Source organism: Paraburkholderia silviterrae, from assembly GCF_004353915.1.
Classification (GTDB): domain Bacteria; phylum Pseudomonadota; class Gammaproteobacteria; order Burkholderiales; family Burkholderiaceae; genus Paraburkholderia; species Paraburkholderia silviterrae.
On sequence record NZ_SMRP01000006.1, the window covers coordinates 112,682 to 129,415 of the forward strand.

General features: G+C 61.9%; 16 protein-coding genes. 7 read left to right on the top strand and 9 right to left on the bottom strand.

The window, feature by feature from the left end:
* From EYW47_RS14625 to EYW47_RS14635, 3 genes are read right to left on the bottom strand one after another with little or no spacing between them, the layout of a single operon-like run.
* Entirely contained in the window at positions 1-783 is a 783-nt protein-coding gene (locus tag EYW47_RS14625; RefSeq protein WP_133195543.1) for an enoyl-CoA hydratase/isomerase family protein, read from the bottom strand.
* Positions 776-2,368 carry an acyl CoA:acetate/3-ketoacid CoA transferase gene (locus tag EYW47_RS14630; RefSeq protein ID WP_133195544.1) on the bottom strand — a complete coding sequence of 531 codons (1,593 nt, stop codon included), beginning with the start codon at positions 2,366-2,368 and terminating at the stop codon, positions 776-778. The genes EYW47_RS14625 and EYW47_RS14630 overlap by 8 nt, the downstream gene beginning before the upstream one ends.
* 21 nt (positions 2,369-2,389) lie before the next feature.
* The gene (locus tag EYW47_RS14635; RefSeq protein ID WP_133195545.1) at positions 2,390-3,409 is read right to left on the bottom strand and encodes a Gfo/Idh/MocA family protein; all 1,020 of its coding nucleotides are present in this window, start codon (positions 3,407-3,409) and stop codon (positions 2,390-2,392) included.
* A 116-nt stretch (positions 3,410-3,525) separates the two neighbouring features.
* On the opposite strand from EYW47_RS14635, the gene EYW47_RS14640 reads away from it, so the two are divergent.
* Positions 3,526-4,617, top strand: coding sequence for a LacI family DNA-binding transcriptional regulator (locus EYW47_RS14640; protein WP_133195796.1), 1,092 nt, complete (start codon positions 3,526-3,528; stop codon positions 4,615-4,617).
* A gap of 206 nt (positions 4,618-4,823) precedes the next feature.
* On the opposite strand, the gene EYW47_RS14645 is transcribed toward EYW47_RS14640, so the two are convergent.
* Entirely contained in the window at positions 4,824-5,183 is a 360-nt protein-coding gene (locus EYW47_RS14645; protein WP_133195546.1) for a zinc ribbon domain-containing protein YjdM, read from the bottom strand.
* 88 nt (positions 5,184-5,271) lie between these two features.
* The gene (locus tag EYW47_RS14650; protein ID WP_133195547.1) at positions 5,272-5,547 is read right to left on the bottom strand and encodes a hypothetical protein; all 276 of its coding nucleotides are present in this window, start codon (positions 5,545-5,547) and stop codon (positions 5,272-5,274) included.
* A gap of 233 nt (positions 5,548-5,780) precedes the next feature.
* Between EYW47_RS14650 and EYW47_RS14655 the strand changes: the two genes are divergently transcribed.
* The 3 genes from EYW47_RS14655 (at position 5,781) to EYW47_RS41800 (ending at position 7,791) form a co-directional block, all read left to right on the top strand.
* Positions 5,781-6,962, top strand: a complete 1,182-nt coding sequence (locus EYW47_RS14655; protein WP_133195797.1) for a molybdopterin-dependent oxidoreductase — start codon at positions 5,781-5,783, stop codon at positions 6,960-6,962.
* 10 nt (positions 6,963-6,972) lie between these two features.
* Entirely contained in the window at positions 6,973-7,320 is a 348-nt protein-coding gene (locus EYW47_RS14660) for a c-type cytochrome (RefSeq protein WP_133195548.1), read from the top strand.
* A gap of 99 nt (positions 7,321-7,419) precedes the next feature.
* A complete protein-coding gene (locus tag EYW47_RS41800) occupies positions 7,420-7,791 on the top strand; it encodes a transposase (protein WP_240763698.1) in 372 nt (123 codons plus the stop codon).
* A gap of 242 nt (positions 7,792-8,033) precedes the next feature.
* Here EYW47_RS41800 and EYW47_RS14670 read toward each other — a convergent pair whose 3' ends face one another.
* The gene (locus EYW47_RS14670) at positions 8,034-8,237 is read right to left on the bottom strand and encodes a DUF2970 domain-containing protein (RefSeq protein ID WP_028213433.1); all 204 of its coding nucleotides are present in this window, start codon (positions 8,235-8,237) and stop codon (positions 8,034-8,036) included.
* A gap of 427 nt (positions 8,238-8,664) precedes the next feature.
* Between EYW47_RS14670 and EYW47_RS14675 the strand changes: the two genes are divergently transcribed.
* The 3 genes from EYW47_RS14675 to EYW47_RS14685 all read left to right on the top strand — a co-directional run bounded on the left by EYW47_RS14675 (position 8,665) and on the right by EYW47_RS14685 (position 12,386).
* Entirely contained in the window at positions 8,665-10,086 is a 1,422-nt protein-coding gene (locus EYW47_RS14675; protein ID WP_133195549.1) for an aminotransferase-like domain-containing protein, read from the top strand.
* A 117-nt stretch (positions 10,087-10,203) separates the two neighbouring features.
* Positions 10,204-11,994, top strand: a complete 1,791-nt coding sequence (locus EYW47_RS14680; protein ID WP_133195550.1) for a nitrite/sulfite reductase — start codon at positions 10,204-10,206, stop codon at positions 11,992-11,994.
* Positions 11,991-12,386, top strand: a complete 396-nt coding sequence (locus tag EYW47_RS14685; RefSeq protein WP_133195551.1) for a DUF934 domain-containing protein — start codon at positions 11,991-11,993, stop codon at positions 12,384-12,386. Before EYW47_RS14680 ends, EYW47_RS14685 begins: the two co-directional genes overlap by 4 nt.
* A gap of 621 nt (positions 12,387-13,007) precedes the next feature.
* Here EYW47_RS14685 and EYW47_RS14695 read toward each other — a convergent pair.
* From EYW47_RS14695 to EYW47_RS14705, 3 genes are all read right to left on the bottom strand, one after another.
* Positions 13,008-14,105, bottom strand: a complete 1,098-nt coding sequence (locus EYW47_RS14695; RefSeq protein ID WP_133195552.1) for a polyamine ABC transporter substrate-binding protein — start codon at positions 14,103-14,105, stop codon at positions 13,008-13,010.
* Between the two features lie 122 nt (positions 14,106-14,227).
* The gene (gene aguA, locus EYW47_RS14700; RefSeq protein WP_133195553.1) at positions 14,228-15,334 is read right to left on the bottom strand and encodes an agmatine deiminase; all 1,107 of its coding nucleotides are present in this window, start codon (positions 15,332-15,334) and stop codon (positions 14,228-14,230) included.
* An 89-nt stretch (positions 15,335-15,423) separates the two neighbouring features.
* On the bottom strand, positions 15,424-16,344 hold the full coding sequence (locus EYW47_RS14705; protein ID WP_133195554.1) for a LysR substrate-binding domain-containing protein: 921 nt from the start codon (positions 16,342-16,344) through the stop codon (positions 15,424-15,426).
* Positions 16,345-16,734 lie beyond the last annotated feature (390 nt).

Here is a 16,734-nt window from a genome sequence, read left to right on the forward strand (position 1 = left end):
TCATTGACCCTCGTATTGAGCCGGACGGCGTTCGCGGAAGCTGGCCATGCCTTCGCGCGCATCGCGTGTCGTCGCGCAGAGCGCGCCGGCCATCGCCTCCAGCGTGGCGGCAGCCCCGCAACCCGCGGCGGCGTTGATCAGTTGTTTCGTGAGCTGCACCGAGACCGGCGCGAGCTCCGCCATCTTTTGCGCGATCGCCATTGCGGCGGCGAGCGATGCCTGCGGTTCTGAAATCTCATCGACGAGTCCGATCGCGTAGGCACGCTGCGCATCGATACGTCGCGCCGTGAGTGCGAGCGATTTGACGTGACTCGGGCCGATCAGCGAGACCAGGCGCTGCGTACCCGACCAACCGGGGCATGTCGCTATGCCCGCTTCGGGCAGCGCGAAGGTCGCGCCCGGATCGGCAACCCGAACGTCGGCGACCGCCGCCAGTTCGAGTCCGCCTCCGAATGCGGGACCGTTCAGCGCTGCGACGACAGGCAGGCGCAGCGCCGCCCAGCGATCGAAGATCCGGTGGCCGCGCGAGACCCATACGCGCCACATGTCGAGCGGCGCGAGTGCGGACCACTGGTTGATATCGGCGCCGACGCAGAAGGCGCGATCGCCCGCGCCGGTCAGCACCACGGCGCGCAGGTCCGCGTCCGCCTCGAGCTGGCCGGCGGCCTGCTCCAGTTGCCCTAGCATGTCGGGTGTGAGCGCGTTGAGCTTTTCCGGGCGATCGAGCGTCACGACGGCAACCGCGCCGCGCTTGTCGATCTGAATCAGTTGCGGCTCAGCCATGACGTGCCTCCTTGAGCTTCAGTCCGAACGGCGCGTCCGTGAAAATAGCCGCGTCCATGACCTTGAGCGAGGGCGACACGGCCAGCTCGAAATCGCAAAGGTCGAGCACGTCCCGTTGCAGATCGACGCCCGGCGCGATTTCAACGACTTCGAGCCCGGTATCCGTGAGACGAATCACACAGCGCTCTGTCACGTACAGCACCTCCTGATTGCGCTGCCGGCCCATGCGGCCGCTGAAGGTCACGTGATCCACGTCCGCGATGAACTTCTTCTTGCCTTCCTTGACGATGGTGAGGCGCCCGTCGCCCACCTCGATCTTCGCGCCCACCGTGAAATAGCCGCTGAACACGAGCCGCTTTGCGTGCGTCGTGATATCGATGAAGCCCCCGCATCCGGCGGTGAGGTAAGGTTTGCCTGGCAGCTTCGAGACGTTCACGTGGCCGTTGCGGTCGACCTGCAGGAGCGAGAGCAGCGAAACGTCGAAGCCGCCCCCCTGGAAGTACACGAATTGCGACGGCGACGGCATGATCGCGTCGGCGTTGCCCGAACAGCCGAACGCGAAGCCCAGCAGCGGCACGCCACCCACGGCGCCCTGCTCGATCGCCCACGTCACCTCGTCGCGATATCCCTCTTCCAGCAGAATGCGCGGCACGTTCGCCGAGATGCCGAAGCCGAGGTTCACCGCATCGTTCTGTGCGAGCTCCATCGCGGCGCGACGCGCGATAACCTTGTCGGCGTTCCATTCTGCGAATGCAAACGCACTGTCCGGCAGCTTCACTTCGCCGCTGATCTCCGGGTCATATTCGATCTGCGTCGTCTGTTTTTGCCCGGGATCGACGACCACGTAATCGACCAGGTTGCAGGGAATGTGAACCTGCTGGGTGTGGAGCGAGCCGGCCTTGACCACGCGCTTGACCTGGGCGATCACAATGCCGCCGTTGTTGCGCACGGCCAGCGCCTGATCGCGACCGCCGAGCAGCGCACCTTCGTGCTCGAACGACAGGTTGCCCCGCTCGTCGGCGGTTGTTGCTCGAACGATGGCCACGCGCGGGACAAAATTCTTGTAATGCAGCCATTCGTCGCCCGCAAACGCGACCTTTTCGACGATGGCATGCTCGGCAGCCAGGGCGTTCATCGCACCGCCCTGTCGAGATGGGTCGACGTACGTGTCGAGACCCACCTTCGTCAGCACACCTGGGCGCTTTGCGGCTGCTTCGCGATGCATATCGAACAGCACGCCGCTTGGCAGGTTGTACGCACGGATTTCGTTGTCGGTCACGAGGCGCCAGATGTCCGGCATCGGCAAGCTCGAAGGACCGCTCGGGAACGAGCCGGCAATGATCGTTTCGATCAGCCCTTTCTTCGCAATATGGTCGACGCCCTTGATGCCGTACATGTCACCGGCGGCGATGGGGTGCAGCATGGTCAGGTTACGCGGATGACCTTCTGCTTCGAAGCGCGCGCCGATGGCCGCGAGCATCGCATCGGGACAACCGAGGCCGCTCGACGAGCTCACCGTGACGACGTCGCCATCGTCGATCAGGCTTGCTGCCTGGGAGAACGAAATAACCTTGCTGGAACGCACAATCAATCTCCTGAAACGGGCTTATTTTGCGAACCGCGACGCGATCGTCACGTGCTCGCCGGTCTCGGCCGACTTCGCGAGCGCCAAAGCCGCTGCCAGCGAGCGGTAGCCGTCCGCGCCGCTTGCCGCTGGTGCGCCCTCGCCTGAAATGGCGCGATGGAAATGCTCGACCGACGTGATATACAGGTCGCGATGCTCGACTTCGATACGCTGCACGCCCCGCGCCGAACGCAACTCGATCTCTCCCACGGGCCGCTGGGTCATGACGTCTTTTGCGTAGAGGGAGCCCGTGGTGCCGTGAATCTCGAGCCCCGTCTGGGCAAACGGCACGGTGAAGGCGTCGTGAATCTGCGCGAGCACGCCGCGGCTGAAGCGCAAAACACCCATCACGCCGTCCGGCACCCCGCCCTGCGCCATCGTCCCGGATGACGTCATCGCGCTCGCTTCAACGGGGTCGTCGTCAAGCACGAAGCGCAGGGTGTCCACATCGTGAACGGAGATGTCGAGCGTCACGCCGCCGCCGGCGTCGGCGCGCTCGATGCGCCAGCCGCGCAGATGCGGCGGCAGCGAGACGGCATGAAAAACACGCGCAAAGAGCGGCGTTCCGATCTCGCCCGCGCGAACGAGGTCACGTAGTTTTCGATGCGTCGCGGCGCAGCGCAGATGGTGGTTCGTTCCCAGCACGACGCCGCTCGCCTCGCAGGCCTCGACCATGCGGGCCGCATCCTCTTCTGTAAGCGCAAGCGGCTTTTCGCAGAGCACGTGCTTGCCCGCCGCGGCGGCGGCCAGCGTCTGGGGAAGGTGTTTCTCGTTGGTCGTGCTGATATAGACGGCCGTGATGGCCGGATCCGCGAGCACCGCGTCAAGGCTGGTCGTATGGGACGCAATGCCGTGCCTGTGTGCGAACGCCTGGGCGCGCTCCGCGCTGCCGCTCACCACCGTCCCGATCACGCCATCGGCTTGTGACCGGATGGCGTTGACCATCCATTCGTCGGCGATGGTGCTTGCGCCGATCAGTGCCCAGCGAACTGTTGCCGCCATGTCTCTCTCCGTTGGAACGTTCCAATTTCTATGCGTTGGATCGTTCCAACGGACTGTAGTAGACTCATTTCACGAAGTCAAACACTTTTTGGAACGTTCCAATTGTGCAAAGCAACATAAAACCCGGGCCCACGATCCAGGACATCGCGGCGGCGGCCGGCGTGTCGAAGTCGACGGTGTCCCTTGTCCTGCAGGACAGCCCGCGCATCAAGGCCGAGACTGCGGAGAAAGTTCGCGAGGCGGCGCGCACACTAGGGTATGTCTACAACCGCGGGGCGGCCAACCTGCGCGGACGCCGCAGCACAACCGTCGGCATGGTCATCAACGATCTGACGAATCCGTTTTTCGTCGAATTGCTCGTGGCGATCGAACGTGTACTCGCGCAGTCCGGCTACACCACGCTGATGGCGCACACCGCCGAAAACGTGGAAACGCAAACGCGCGTGTTGCGCTCGATGCGCGAGCAGAATGTGGCCGGACTCATCATGTCCCCTGCCCTTGGCACACCTGGGAGCCTCACAGCCGAGATTCAGTCCTGGGGCATTCCGCTGGTGCTGGTTATGCGCCCGATGGGCACCGATGTGGACACCGTGGGAGTGAACAACGCACACGGCTTTGCACTCTCGACTGAACACCTGATCCAGCAGGGACACACACGAATCGCGTTTGCCGGCAACCGGTCGGGGTATACCGTCGCGAACCAGCGCAGGCAAGGTTATCTGTCGACGATGGCAGCGCACGGATTGGCCGTGGAAGACAACTGGATCGTCGACGTGGAGCTCACGCCGAACGGCGGGCGCGATGCGGTGCGCGCCATCTTCGACATGAAGCCTCGGCCGACTGCGGTCGTCTGCTACAACGACCAGGTCGCATTCGGGGTGCTGCACGAACTGGACAGGATGGGCAAGCGCGCGGGAAAGGCGCTAGCCGTGGTCGGGTGCGACAACGTCGTAGCTTCCGAGCACACGAATCCGCCGTTGACCACGCTGTCCGCCGGTGCCGACAAGCTTGGCACCATGGCGAGCAGGACTTTGCTCGCTCGCCTCGAGGGCGCGGACGATATCGGCGACGACGTCGTGCAGTTCTTCGCAGAGCCGGAGCTCATCGTCCGTGAGTCCAGCGTCGGCCATCAGAGCGCCCGCACCGCAGTCGAATGGCGGAAAGGCGGTTCGGTGCAACCTGCACGCAAATCAAAGGACCCCGTATAGCGCGCAATAATCCCGTTGAACCGACTGATGCGCTCCCGGCGCCAAGTATATGTTTTGTATTCCTACATATAAAAATTTGAACACTTTTATTATGTAAACTTCGCACTGCAAGCGACCACTTAGCTGTTAGCTGCCTGACTTATGTCGAGGAACGGCGCGATGGTCAAGGCGGCCGTCCCCTGCGGTCAGCATTTGTGGCCCGTGAGTCACGCCTTCCGGACGAATGCCGATTTCAGGCTCATCGCGCCAAATCCGTCCACCGTGCAGTCGATGTCGTGGTCGCCGTCCACAAGGCGGATGTTCTTCACCCTGGTGCCCATCCTGATCACACCCGCCGAACCCTTCAGCTTCAGGTCCTTGATCACCGTGACGTTATCGCCGTCCTGCAGCACGTTGCCCGCCGAATCGCGATAAACCGTTGTGGCGGGATCGGCCTGCACGGCCGCATCATTCATGGGCCATTCGTGAGCGCACTCAGGGCAGACATACACACTATCGTTCCGGTATAAATATATCCAGAGTGCGCCGATAAATTGCGCACCAGGCTCTGCGTCTTCCGCTTTCATGGCCTCGTTTTCAACGAGTCGGTTGCGGATGGCGTGGGGCATCCTCCTCGACTGACTACATAACGCGCGCCAACGCCTGAAGCCAGGATCAACTGGCTCCCAAGCCGCGAATCAACTGCGTATTGCCAAAAGTACGCTCTATGAAAAATCCACCGATACGGCCTTCGTGCAGCGGTAAATGACGTGCGCAAACGCGGGAGCGCGCGCGCCTCGCCACCATTCGCTCGATAGCCACGTGCAAATACGTCGCGCGGCCAAGGCTTGTCAAACTGACTGCTCTGGAAAAGTAGGCGAATTTTGCATCAGTTAGTCTGACTTTCTGTTTCCCTGAGATCCGCCGCGTGACGAGGAGCGGAATCTGCAATGAAGGCTCCAAGGAGATGAAAGACCTTGCGAGTTCACCTGAGGTGAAACTAGACTAGCCTTATCTCCATAAGCACGTAACAGACACGCCCGCTCATCGCAGCAGGACGATGGCTTCAATACCCGCCCACCCGGAACCACCCAGTTATCCGAGCCTTTCGCAAGGAGAACCATGCTGTGGCCAGACAATTCAAAACGGTTGATGAGCGGCGCCGCGTCTTGCTGCGTGGCGCAATGGCGGGCGGGCTCGCTGGTTCGCTGACAAGCATCGGCGCTGCTGCCTGGTCGGCCGAGCAGGTCGACCTGCCTTTCGCAGGCGGGCAACGGGATGTCACAGACGCATTTCCCCAGAAACGTGGCGTGCTTCTGCTCAGAACCCGACCTCCCTTGCTCGAAACCCCCTTCCCTGTCTTCGACAAGGGAATCGTCACGCCTAACGACCAGTTCTTCGTCAGGTGGCATCTGCCGAACATCCCCAACCGGATTGACGGCGCCGCATTCAGGCTCAACGTTCATGGTGCCGTGGCGCACGAGTTGAGCCTCAGCGTGAACGAACTGATGACGAAGTTCGAGCAGGTTCAACTCATCGCGGTGAATCAATGCTCGGGAAACTCGCGAGGGCTGTTTTCACCTCGGGTTGCGGGCGGTCAGTGGGGCAACGGTGCGATGGGCAACGCCGTATGGACCGGCATAAGGCTGCGCGACGTGCTGGCCCGAGCGATGCTCAAGGCGGACGCAGTGGCGGTTCGCTTTCGAGGCCTCGAAACCGGGGTTTTGCCCACCACGCCGCTGTTCATGAAATCGCTGCAGGTCGACCATGCGCAAGACGGCGAGGTGATGATTGCCTATGCGATGAACGGTGAGCCACTGCCGCTCCTCAATGGCTTTCCGATCCGGCTCATCGTCCCCGGTTGGTACTCGACGTACTGGCTCAAGATGCTTAACGACATCGACGTGCTCACGCAGCCGGACGACAACTATTGGATGGCGAAGGCCTATCTCGTGCCGGACAATCCGCAAGGCAACGTCGAGCCTGGGCAAAAGGATGTGCACATGGTGCCAATCAGCCGCATGCTTCCACGCTCGTTTGTCACAAATCTCCATGATGATCAGCACGTGCGAGCCGGACAAGCACTCACAGTCAGGGGCATCGCCTTCGGTGGCGACACCGGATTGCGCGAGGTCCGGGTGTCACCTGACGGCGGCACGTCGTGGCATGCCGCCAAGCTCGGCGCGGATCACGGCAAATACAGCTTTCGACATTGGGAAGTTCGCCTGACGCCCAAAGCCGGCCCGATGACCATCAAGGTAAAGGCAACCAACAGCGCCGGCGTAACTCAGCCCGACGTCCCAAACTGGAATCCAGGGGGGTACATGCGTAACGTGGTTGAATCAACAACGCTGACCGTGATCTGAGGGAGCGGCCATGAAAACCGGCATCTCAGCGACTGTCATTGTGCTGGCCGCAGCGGCTTCTTGTGCGTATGCACAGCCGTCGGACCACAACTCACTTGCGGCCGGCGTGAATCGCACCGTCGAAGTCTCGTTTCCGGAAAGCACCACCGTGCTTCCGCCCGGCGAGGGTGCCGAGATAGTGAACTCGCAGTGCGTCATTTGCCACTCGGCGGGCATGATTACGCGACAGCCTCCGCTCTCATTCGACCAGTGGAAAGCTGAAGTGGAAAAGATGCGCACGACATATGGCGCGCCGTTACCTGTCGATCAGATTGAGACGGTGGCCCGCTATCTCGCCACCATCAACGGAAAGCACTAGACTTCAGTCCAGTTGTCCAGCCTGCTTTGCCAGGCTCTGGTGCAAATTTGAGCCCGATGGGTTAGGGTCAGGGGTTTGACGCGCGCAGGGCGAAACGCGATGTGGCCGCAGCTAAAGCCTTTTTCAGCAAGGCTGATCAAACATCAGGGCCGGCCTCCGGAGACGATCACGCTCGACGGGTACGCCGCCTCGCACCGGGCCGTGCGTGAGATGAAGGTCGATGGTCTGCTGCTCGCGGACACGAAGGTCCGGTCCTCGAAGTATCTAAACAATCTGATCGAGCAGGACCATCGAAACATCAAATCGAGAACGAATGTGATGCTCGGTTTCAAACGGTTCCGAAATGCCGCGATCACGATTTCAGGCATCGAGTTGATGCATCGTATTCGCAAGGGCCAGTTTGACTTCTCCGCTCTCGGGATCAGGAGCACCGCTTCGCCTGCCGCCTGGAATACCGTTCTTTTTAATTGATAAGGCATCCAAATTTTTGACAGGCGTCTCGACCGGACCAACTATTTGCACCAGAGCCGGTTTCGCTTCCTTGGCGCTGTTGTCCATTACAGAGCCTTCACGTATCGTGTTCCGTTGACTGAAGGCTGGTCAGAGCCGGGCTCAATGCAGGCAAAAGTAACTTCTGCTCCAGAAAGTATGCGACGGACTCCGCCGCATACTGATTTCGGCTGAAAGCCATACGCCTGGCCGGGCGCCTATGTTCAGAACCCTTGTGCGGTTCCCGTGGAGTGTGCGACCAGCAGCACCACGCCCAGAATGCAGGCGCCGATGAGGGCGGCCAGTCCAACTGCTACGAACGGCAGCCAGCTGAAGTTCACATTGGCGAAGTCGGCCTCGTGGGCCGCACTTTTGCGCACGCCGAAGAAGCTCCACAGAACGATGCGTACCATGCGGATGAGTTCCATCATTTCCTCCGTTTCACTCGATCACATGGCGCCATGTTCAAACTTCCTTATGAACGGGAAAAGCAGCAGTTGCGGACGATTTGACGGATGCAGCCCGTGTGGCTTGTGTGCAGACACGACAAATGCCCCGGCACTCGCGTGCCGGGGCCAAATGCTTGCCACGCTACAGGCAATAAGAGCCGCAAGCTCTGCGGGTTTAGGTGATGATCCAGGCACTCGCGCAGTAATCCCGGCGCACCCCGGGAGAACAGACCCGGACTTCGATGCGCGCTGGCCGCAATGATCCGCCCCTATGGAGTCACCGTACAGAAGCAGACGACGCAAAAATCACCACCGCAGATCGCTTCTCAATTCCGGCGAGACATACGAAAATCGAACCGGATAATTGCGTACCCCCCAACAACATCATTTCAACGAGCGCAAGCGCATGACACGCTACGAACGCCTGGCGCAAAGCATGGCCGCCGAGATTCGGTCCGGCAACCTCGCGCCCGGCTCGCGCATGCCATCGCTGCGGCAGATCATTGCCCAACACGGCGTGAGCCAGTCCACCGCGACGCGCGCTTACTATCTGCTCGAACAATGGGGCCTGGTGCGCGCCGAGGAGCGCTCGGGCTACTATGTCGCTCCGCCCTCGAAGCCCGCTGGCGCCACATCACGCGCGACGCCGGGCGATACGGCCACCGTTGACATCAGCGAGCTCGTCTTCTCGGTGCTCGACGCCGCCAAACGGCCCGGTATCGTGCCGCTCGGCTCCGCCTTCCCTTCGCCTTTGCTCTTTCCGCTATCGCGCCTCGCCAAATCGCTGGGTCAGGCCGCGCGCAGCGTGAGCCCGTGGAGCACGGTCGTCGACCTGCCGCCGGGCAACGAGAGCCTGAGGCGGCAGATCGCGCTGCGCTACATGCGCGTGGGCATCTCGCAGCCGGCCGAGGACATCATCATCACCAACGGCGCACTCGAAGCGCTCAATCTTTGCCTGATGGCGGTCACCCAGCCCGGCGATATCGTTGCCGTCGAATCGCCGGGCTTCTACGCCGCCCTTCAGGCGATCGAGCGGCTCGGCCTGCGCGCCGTGGAGATTCCCGTGGATACGCAGACGGGCCTCGACCTCGACGCGCTAGCCGAGGCGCTCGACAGGCACCCCGTGCGCGCCTGCTGGTTCATGACGAATTTCCAGAACCCGACCGGCGTCACGCTATCGGCGGCAAAGAAAGAGGCGCTCGTCGAACTGCTCGCGAAGCACGACGTCCCGCTCATCGAAGATGATGTCTACGGCGAGCTTCACTACGCGCCGAACTACCCGCCTCCGGCCATGGCCTTCGACCGGCACGGGCTCGTCATGCATTGCGGCTCGTTTTCGAAAAATCTCGCGCCGGGCTATCGCGTTGGCTGGGCGAGCGCGGGGCGTTTCGCCGCGCGCGTGCAGCGCCTCAAGCTCATGACGACCATCTCGGCGAGCATTCCCGTACAGGCCGGCATTGCCGACTATCTGGAACACGGCGGCTACGAGCGCCACCTGAAGAAGATCCGCCTCGCCATGCAGCACCAGCGCGATGCGATGATCGAAGCGATCCGTCGCTGGCTGCCCGAAGGCACGCAATGCTCGCGCCCCGAAGGCGGGTACTTTCTCTGGCTCACCTTCCGCGAGCCCATTGACGCCATGGCGCTGCATCGTCTCGCCATCGAGCGCGGCATCAGCGTGGCGCCCGGGCCGATCTTTTCCGCGTCTCACGCTTTCGAGAATTGCATCCGGCTGAATTATGGCCATCCGTGGTCACCTCGTATCGACGAGGCGATCCGCACGCTCGCAGAACTGCTCGTCCATCCAGACGTGCGCGCACCATCGTGAGCCACGCCGCATCTGCTGCGCCAGTTTATGCGTCATCTGCTGCTTGAGGTGCCTTCTGCGGCGCGATAAGGTCTTCGCACCGCATCCACCGTATGCCCGGCATATTCGCAGCTACCTATGTATCGCTACAACGAATTCGACAAGGCCTTCGTGGCGAACCGCGCGGCCCAGTTTCGTGACCAGATCGAGCGCTGGCAAAGCGGCCAACTGAGCGAGGACGCGTTTCGCCCGCTGCGCCTGCAAAACGGCTGGTACGTGCAGCGTCACGCGCCAATGCTGCGTGTCGCCGTACCGTATGGCGAGCTATCGAGCGCGCAGCTTCGCGTGCTCGCACGGATTGCCCGCGAGTATGACCAGCCAGAAGCCGAGGTCTACCGCCGCGCCATGGAGGCCCAGCGCAAGCTCGGCACCGCTCGCCTGCCGACGCACCAGGCGCACTTCACGACGCGCACCAATGTCCAGTTCAACTGGATTCCGCTGTCGAAAGCCGCCGATGTGATGGATCTGCTCGCCACGGTCGACATGCACGGCATCCAGACGAGCGGCAACTGCATCCGCAATATTTCATGCGACGAGCGCGCAGGCGTGGCGCCAGACGAGATTGCCGACCCGCGGCCCTTCGCCGAAATCATGCGCCAGTGGACGACGCTGCATCCCGAGTTCGCGTTCCTGCCGCGCAAGTTCAAGATCGCGGTGACCGGCGCAACGGAAGATCGCGCGGCGACCGGCTGGCACGACGTCGGGCTGCGCCTCGTCCATGATGAAAGCGGCGAGTTGGGTTTTCGCGTCACGGTGGGCGGGGGCATGGGGCGTACGCCGGTCATCGGCATCGTGTTGCGCGAATTCCTGCCGTGGCGGCACATCATGAATTACATCGAGGCGATCGTTCGCGTGTACAACCAGTTCGGCCGGCGCGACAACAAATACAAGGCGCGCATCAAGATTCTTGCGAAAGCCGAGGGCCAACGCTTCGTCGACGAAGTCGAGGAGGAATTCCGGCAGATCGTCGAGTGCGACGGTGGCCCACATACGATCCCCCAAACCGAACTGGACCGCATGCGCGCGTATTTCGTCGTGCCGGAGCAAGCGGCCGCCTGGCGTCCTGCCGACCCGGCCACCGTCGCCGACCTGGAGGCCGCTGCCCGACAATCGCCGCAGCTACAGCGCTGGCTGGAGCGCAACGTCGCTGCGCACAAGAATCCGTTGATGCGTGTTGTCACCCTCTCCTTCAAGCGCCTGCTGCAGGCGCCCGGTGATGCATCGGCGGACCAACTCGAGCGCGTGGCGGATCTCGTGGACCGCTTCTCTGCGGGTGAAGCGCGCGTCACGCACACACAAAATATCGTGCTGCCGTGGGTTCACGTCGACGACCTGCTGTCGCTCTGGCGCGCGGCCGTCGACACGCAGCTCGCCAGCGCCAACGTGCATCTGCTCACCGACATGATCTCGTGCCCCGGCGGCGACTTCTGCGCGCTCGCTAACGCCCGCTCGCTGCCCATTGCACAGAGCATCATGGAACGCTACCAGGACCTCGACGAACTGAACGACATCGGCGAGATCGATCTGCATATCAGCGGCTGCATCAATTCGTGCGGCCATCATCACAGCGGTCATATCGGCATACTCGGCGTCGACAAGGACGGCGCAGAGTGGTACCAGATTACGCTCGGTGGCGCGGACGGCTCCACGCGCAGTGGCGATGCGCGGCCCGGCAAGGTCATTGGCCCGTCGTTTGCTGCGCACGAAGTGACCGATGCCGTCGACGCAGTGCTCGGTTGCTATCTTTCGCTGCGCGAGCATCGCGGCGAAAGCCGCGAGACGTTCATCGAAACCGTGCGCCGCGTCGGGCTCGAACCCTTCAAGGCCGCCGCAGACACCGTTCGCGCAACGGCGGAGGATCTTGCATGAAGACCGTTGCACGCATTCGCCTGCTCGGCGCACACGACAATGCGGCTGATGCAGCCACGCCCGTACTCGCCTTGCCAAACGACGCCGACCCGCTCGCCTATGCTGCCGAAATTGCAGGCGCCGCACGCGTCGAGCTGCACTTCCCGTCATTCACCGATGGCCGCGCGTATAGCCAGGCTTATCTCGTGCGTCGCCGCCTCGGCTTCAAGGCAGACCTGCGGGCGACGGGCGAAGTGCTCGTCGATCAGTTGCTGCAGATGGAGCGCATGGGTTTTTCAAGTGCGGTGCTGGGCACGGACATCGCCCTGGCAGACGCACAGCGTCAGCTCGAGCGCTTCCCGGCGTTCTACCAAGGCGACCTCATTCGCGAAGCGCCTTATCGGGAAGCTTGAACAACGCAACATGACGCGCAGCAACCCTGTGGAGACGAAAATACGAATGAGAAATTCGCGCTCTTTTATTATGCTAAATATGTGTGCGCATATGGCACAGCCGAAGCACGCGATTGCCTGATCATCCATGCACTCACGGTCCTCAAGCCTGACTATGAACTGATCGTCGACAAGGGCCTCGCGGTCTATGGCGCAATGACCGATGACATATGGTCAATGCATACCTGAGATGGATTTCCGGCATTCCGCCGTGGACAATTCCGCAGCCTTCACGAACGTCAGTCGTTAGCGATACGTTTGCGAATTCAAACAATCTTTACTTCGAAATCCCCTCGATCAACACAAGCCATCCGTCGGTGCCACTTCGCCGGCTCTCTTCTGTGTCAAGCGTTGAGAGATCTCGATCGGGAATTGCCAAAGAGATGCTGACAATGCCGGAGCGGGCGCGGCTGCATCCACGCGGCTGGACCGCCTCGCAGCTGAGCGCCCCAGACGCACGACGCGCCTTCGGCTGGCACCCGCTCGGGCAGCACACCGGCGAGCGCGCCGATCACGACGTCCGGCAGGTACTGGCCGATGATATGTCGTGCGCACACAGGCCACGGCCGCTGCACAGGGACACTAGATCCCCGACTTCAGTTGACTCCATAACCGATGTTCAAGCCGAAGAATTTCAGCCGGCATTGGCTTGAGCGGATACAACGTTTTCATCACCGACTCAGGAGGATAGATGCCCGGATCGCTTGCGAGCTCCGGATTCACGTATTTGCGCGCCGCGAGGTTGGCGGTGGGGTAATACACCTTGTTCGTAATCTCCGCATTGATTTCCGGCTTCTCGATGAAGTTGATCCATGCGAGAGCCGCCTCGGGGTCCGGTGCGTCTTTCGGGATCGCCATGATGTCGAACCCCACCGGCGCGCCACTTGTCGGAATCACATAGCTGATCTGGTAGGGCTTGTGCGCTTCGAGCGCACGGTGCTTCGCGATGTTCACGTCGCCGGAGTACCCGAGCGCGAGACAGATGTCCGCGCTCGCAAGATCGTTGATATAACCCGACGAGTTGAACTGGGCGATATACGGACGAATCTGCTTTAGCACATCGAAGGCGGCTTGGTAGTCGGTGGGATTCGTGCTGGCCGGGTCCTTATGCAGGTAGTGCAGCACCTCGGGAAAGACATCGGTCGGCTCGTCGAGCACCGAGACGCCACATTGTTTGAGCTTCGCTGCGTTTTTTGGATCGAGGAGCAGGTTCCAGTCGTCGATCTGCGCGTCGTTGCCGAGCACGGCCTTGACGCGTGTGACGTTGATGCCGAGGCCGATCGTCACCCACGCCCACGGAATACCGTACCGGTTGCCGGGATCGGCGTCCTGCACCATCGCCATGATGGTCTTGTCGAGATTGACGAGATTCGGCAGCTTCGACTTGTCGAGCCGCTGGTAAATGCCCGCGCTGATCTGCTTCGCCATGAAGTTCGCCGAAGGCACCACCACGTCGTAGCCCGTGTTGCCGGCCAGCAGCTTGGTCTGTAACGTGTCGTTGCTGTCGTAAACGTCGTACTTCACTTTGATTCCCGTTTCCGATTCGAAATTGGCAACCGTGTTCTCGCCGATGTAATCGGACCAGTTATAGACGTTGAGCACTTGCCCCGCACTCGTCGCCATTGCGCTCGAGCCCAGCAGCGCGCAGCAAACCGCAGCCTTGCATAGAGACTGATTCATGACCTTCTCCCAGGGGTGGCCAGATCGGCCGAATGTCGTGCTGTTTCATCAGCGCGCGGCCGTGCTCCTCGCGCGTGAGGTTCACGCGTCTCACGCGCCGACGTGGCCTTTTAGCGCCGCCCTTAGCGCAATTGCGCGGCGTACTGAGGCGAGGTGATGCAGGCGATGTTGCCGCCGCCCAGCAGGATCTCGCGGGTATTGGGGATGCCGATTATCCGGTGCTTCGGGAAGAGTTCGGCCAGCAGTCGCTGTGCCGGCAGATCGTTGGGGTCCCCGAACTCGGGCACCACGACGACGCTATTGCCCACGTAGTAGTTGATGTACGAGGCACAGATGCGGGTGCCCGCTACGCGTGCCATGGCGGCGTCGCCGTGATCGAGGCCCGCGGCCTCTTCCCCGGTCCACTCCAGCACCGCCGGAGCCTGCATCTTGTGGATTTTCAGCCTGCGCCCCTTCGCGTCCGTCGCCTGGCTGAGGATAGCCCAGGCTTCCTGATAGATCTCGAACTGCGGATCGGCGGGATCGTCAGTCCATTGCATGACGAGTTCGCCCGGGCTGACAAAGCACGCGAGGTCGTCGATGTGGCCGTCGGTCTCGTCGAACTTGCAGCCGCGCGGCAGCCAGATGACCTTGCTCGCACCGAGGTAGTCGAGCAGATGCTGCGTCACGGCTTCCTTGCCCATATGTGCATTGCGGTTGACATTCAGGAGGCACTGCTCGGTCGTGAGGACCGTACCCTCGCCGTCGCACTGGATACCGCCCATCTCCGCGATGATGGGTGCGCGGTAGCGGTCGGTGCGTTCGGCCTCGAGTATCTTCTGGGCGATCTGGTCGTCCTTGTCCCACGGAAAGTAGATGCCGCCGTTCAGGCCGCCATAGGCGTTGAACTGGAAATCGACGCCGCGCACCTCACCCTGGTTGTTGAGCAGCCAGGCCGGGCCGCTGTCGCGAAACCAGGAATCGTTCACGGTCATCTCGAGCACGCGGACGTGTGGCGGCAGCATGGCGCGCGCGTTCGCGTACTGGCGCGACGAGGCGCACACCGTAACGGGATCGCTTTCGGCAATGGCTACCGCGATCTCCACCCAGACCTTTTGCGCGGGCTTGCCGCCATTGCGCCAGACATCGGGGCGTTCGGGCCAGCCGAGCCAGCAGCCGGCCTTGGCCTCGAACTCGCCGGGGCAGCGGAAGCCGTCGTTGCGCGGAAGGGTGCTGAGGGTACGTGCCATGCGTTCGCTCCATGTGGTGGAAGGCGTGCCAGTGAAAGACCGGCATTCATGGCGTCATCGTAGGTTGAGATTTTTTCGCCGACTAATGATCAATTCTCTGTAATAGGTGAGTTGAATTCACACAAGAATGGCGTGAGACCGGCGAACTGCATGAACGCCGAAAGCCGGGGTTCCTTGCGCTTGCGGCGTTCGGCAACCAGGTAGTAGTTGCCGGGCGAAGGCACCGACATGGCGAACGGCCGGATCAGGCGGCCGGACTTGAGTTCTTCGCCGGCGGTGAGCACGTCGGCGAGACACACGCCGACTTTCTGCAGCGCGGCCTCGATCGCGATGCCCGAGTGGGCGAAGTGCAGGTTGCGCGACGGTGCAGGCAGTGCAGCCGCGTGTATGCCGAGCCAGGTGGCCCACGTCTTGCCGTCCGAGTCGTCGTGGAGCAGGCAGAAGCGTGCAAGATCAGCAGGACACTGCAGGCTGTCCGCCCCTTCGACCAGACCGGGATGACACACCGGGAAGAACTCGATCGCTCGAAACGGCGCGACCCAGTAGCGTGTCCAGTCGGCGTCGCTCATCGCGTAGAGAATCGTGATGTCTGCCGCCGGATTGACTTCTGTGGACTCGCTGTCATGCACCAGCAGATGCACCGTAAGCCCGGGGTAGCGCTGCGCAAACTCGCCGATCACACGCGGGAAGAAGCGATGCGCGAGCTCGGCTGGCGCCGATATCTTGAGCGAGCCGCGCATACCGGGATGCGCGGCGTCGCTGCATGCTTCGGCCATCATGTCGAGAGCCTGCTCGACTGAGTGCAGCAGGCGCAGGCCCGCGTCTGTGAGTTGAACCTGGCGGCCCTGCTTTTCAAAGAGCGTCGTCTTGAGCGCCTCTTCGAGCGCACGCACCTGATGGCTGATTGCACTGTGCGTGACGCACAGCTCTTCGGCGGCCCGGCCGAAGTGGCGGTGGCGCGCGGCGGCCTCGAAGGTCCTGAGTGCACTCAGTGGGGGAAGTTTCCGCATGGGTTCGCATAGCGCACGTGCGCGACGAGGGTCGAGGGTCGAAACTCGCTGTGCCAATGCGTCGCTCGCGCCACGACATGGGTCACGCGCGACTATTCTAACGTGGGTCGATGGGTGCACTGCACTTCGCCTGCTCCAACGCGATTGGTGCACTCAACCAGCGTGCAATGCCAACGAAAGTTGTGCCACTCGGTGCGGCCGCGGGCTGCAAGCCGCTCTATACGTGCAAGCCGAAGATCCCCTTCGGCCGAACATGCCGGAAAAATGTGCGTTCGGTGGCCATGCACGTAAGTCGATGCAAGTCTGGTTGAAAAATTGGTCTTTTACTTGTGTGAGCGTTTCAGTTTTTCACGGAAAGGCGAGGCACAACAACGCTATTACGATAAGTTT

Coding starts and splice junctions, on each gene's coding strand:
- EYW47_RS14625 (WP_133195543.1), bottom strand. CDS start 783: ATGGCTGAGCCGCAACTGATTCAGATCGACAAGCGCGGCGCGGTTGCC.
- EYW47_RS14635 (WP_133195545.1), bottom strand. CDS start 3,409: ATGGCGGCAACAGTTCGCTGGGCACTGATCGGCGCAAGCACCATCGCC.
- EYW47_RS14645 (WP_133195546.1), bottom strand. CDS start 5,183: ATGAAAGCGGAAGACGCAGAGCCTGGTGCGCAATTTATCGGCGCACTC.
- EYW47_RS14655 (WP_133195797.1), top strand. CDS start 5,781: ATGGCGGGCGGGCTCGCTGGTTCGCTGACAAGCATCGGCGCTGCTGCC.
- EYW47_RS14660 (WP_133195548.1), top strand. CDS start 6,973: ATGAAAACCGGCATCTCAGCGACTGTCATTGTGCTGGCCGCAGCGGCT.
- EYW47_RS41800 (WP_240763698.1), top strand. CDS start 7,420: ATGTGGCCGCAGCTAAAGCCTTTTTCAGCAAGGCTGATCAAACATCAG.
- EYW47_RS14670 (WP_028213433.1), bottom strand. CDS start 8,237: ATGGAACTCATCCGCATGGTACGCATCGTTCTGTGGAGCTTCTTCGGC.
- EYW47_RS14675 (WP_133195549.1), top strand. CDS start 8,665: ATGACACGCTACGAACGCCTGGCGCAAAGCATGGCCGCCGAGATTCGG.
- EYW47_RS14680 (WP_133195550.1), top strand. CDS start 10,204: ATGTATCGCTACAACGAATTCGACAAGGCCTTCGTGGCGAACCGCGCG.
- EYW47_RS14685 (WP_133195551.1), top strand. CDS start 11,991: ATGAAGACCGTTGCACGCATTCGCCTGCTCGGCGCACACGACAATGCG.
- EYW47_RS14695 (WP_133195552.1), bottom strand. CDS start 14,105: ATGAATCAGTCTCTATGCAAGGCTGCGGTTTGCTGCGCGCTGCTGGGC.
- aguA (WP_133195553.1), bottom strand. CDS start 15,334: ATGGCACGTACCCTCAGCACCCTTCCGCGCAACGACGGCTTCCGCTGC.
- EYW47_RS14705 (WP_133195554.1), bottom strand. CDS start 16,344: ATGCGGAAACTTCCCCCACTGAGTGCACTCAGGACCTTCGAGGCCGCC.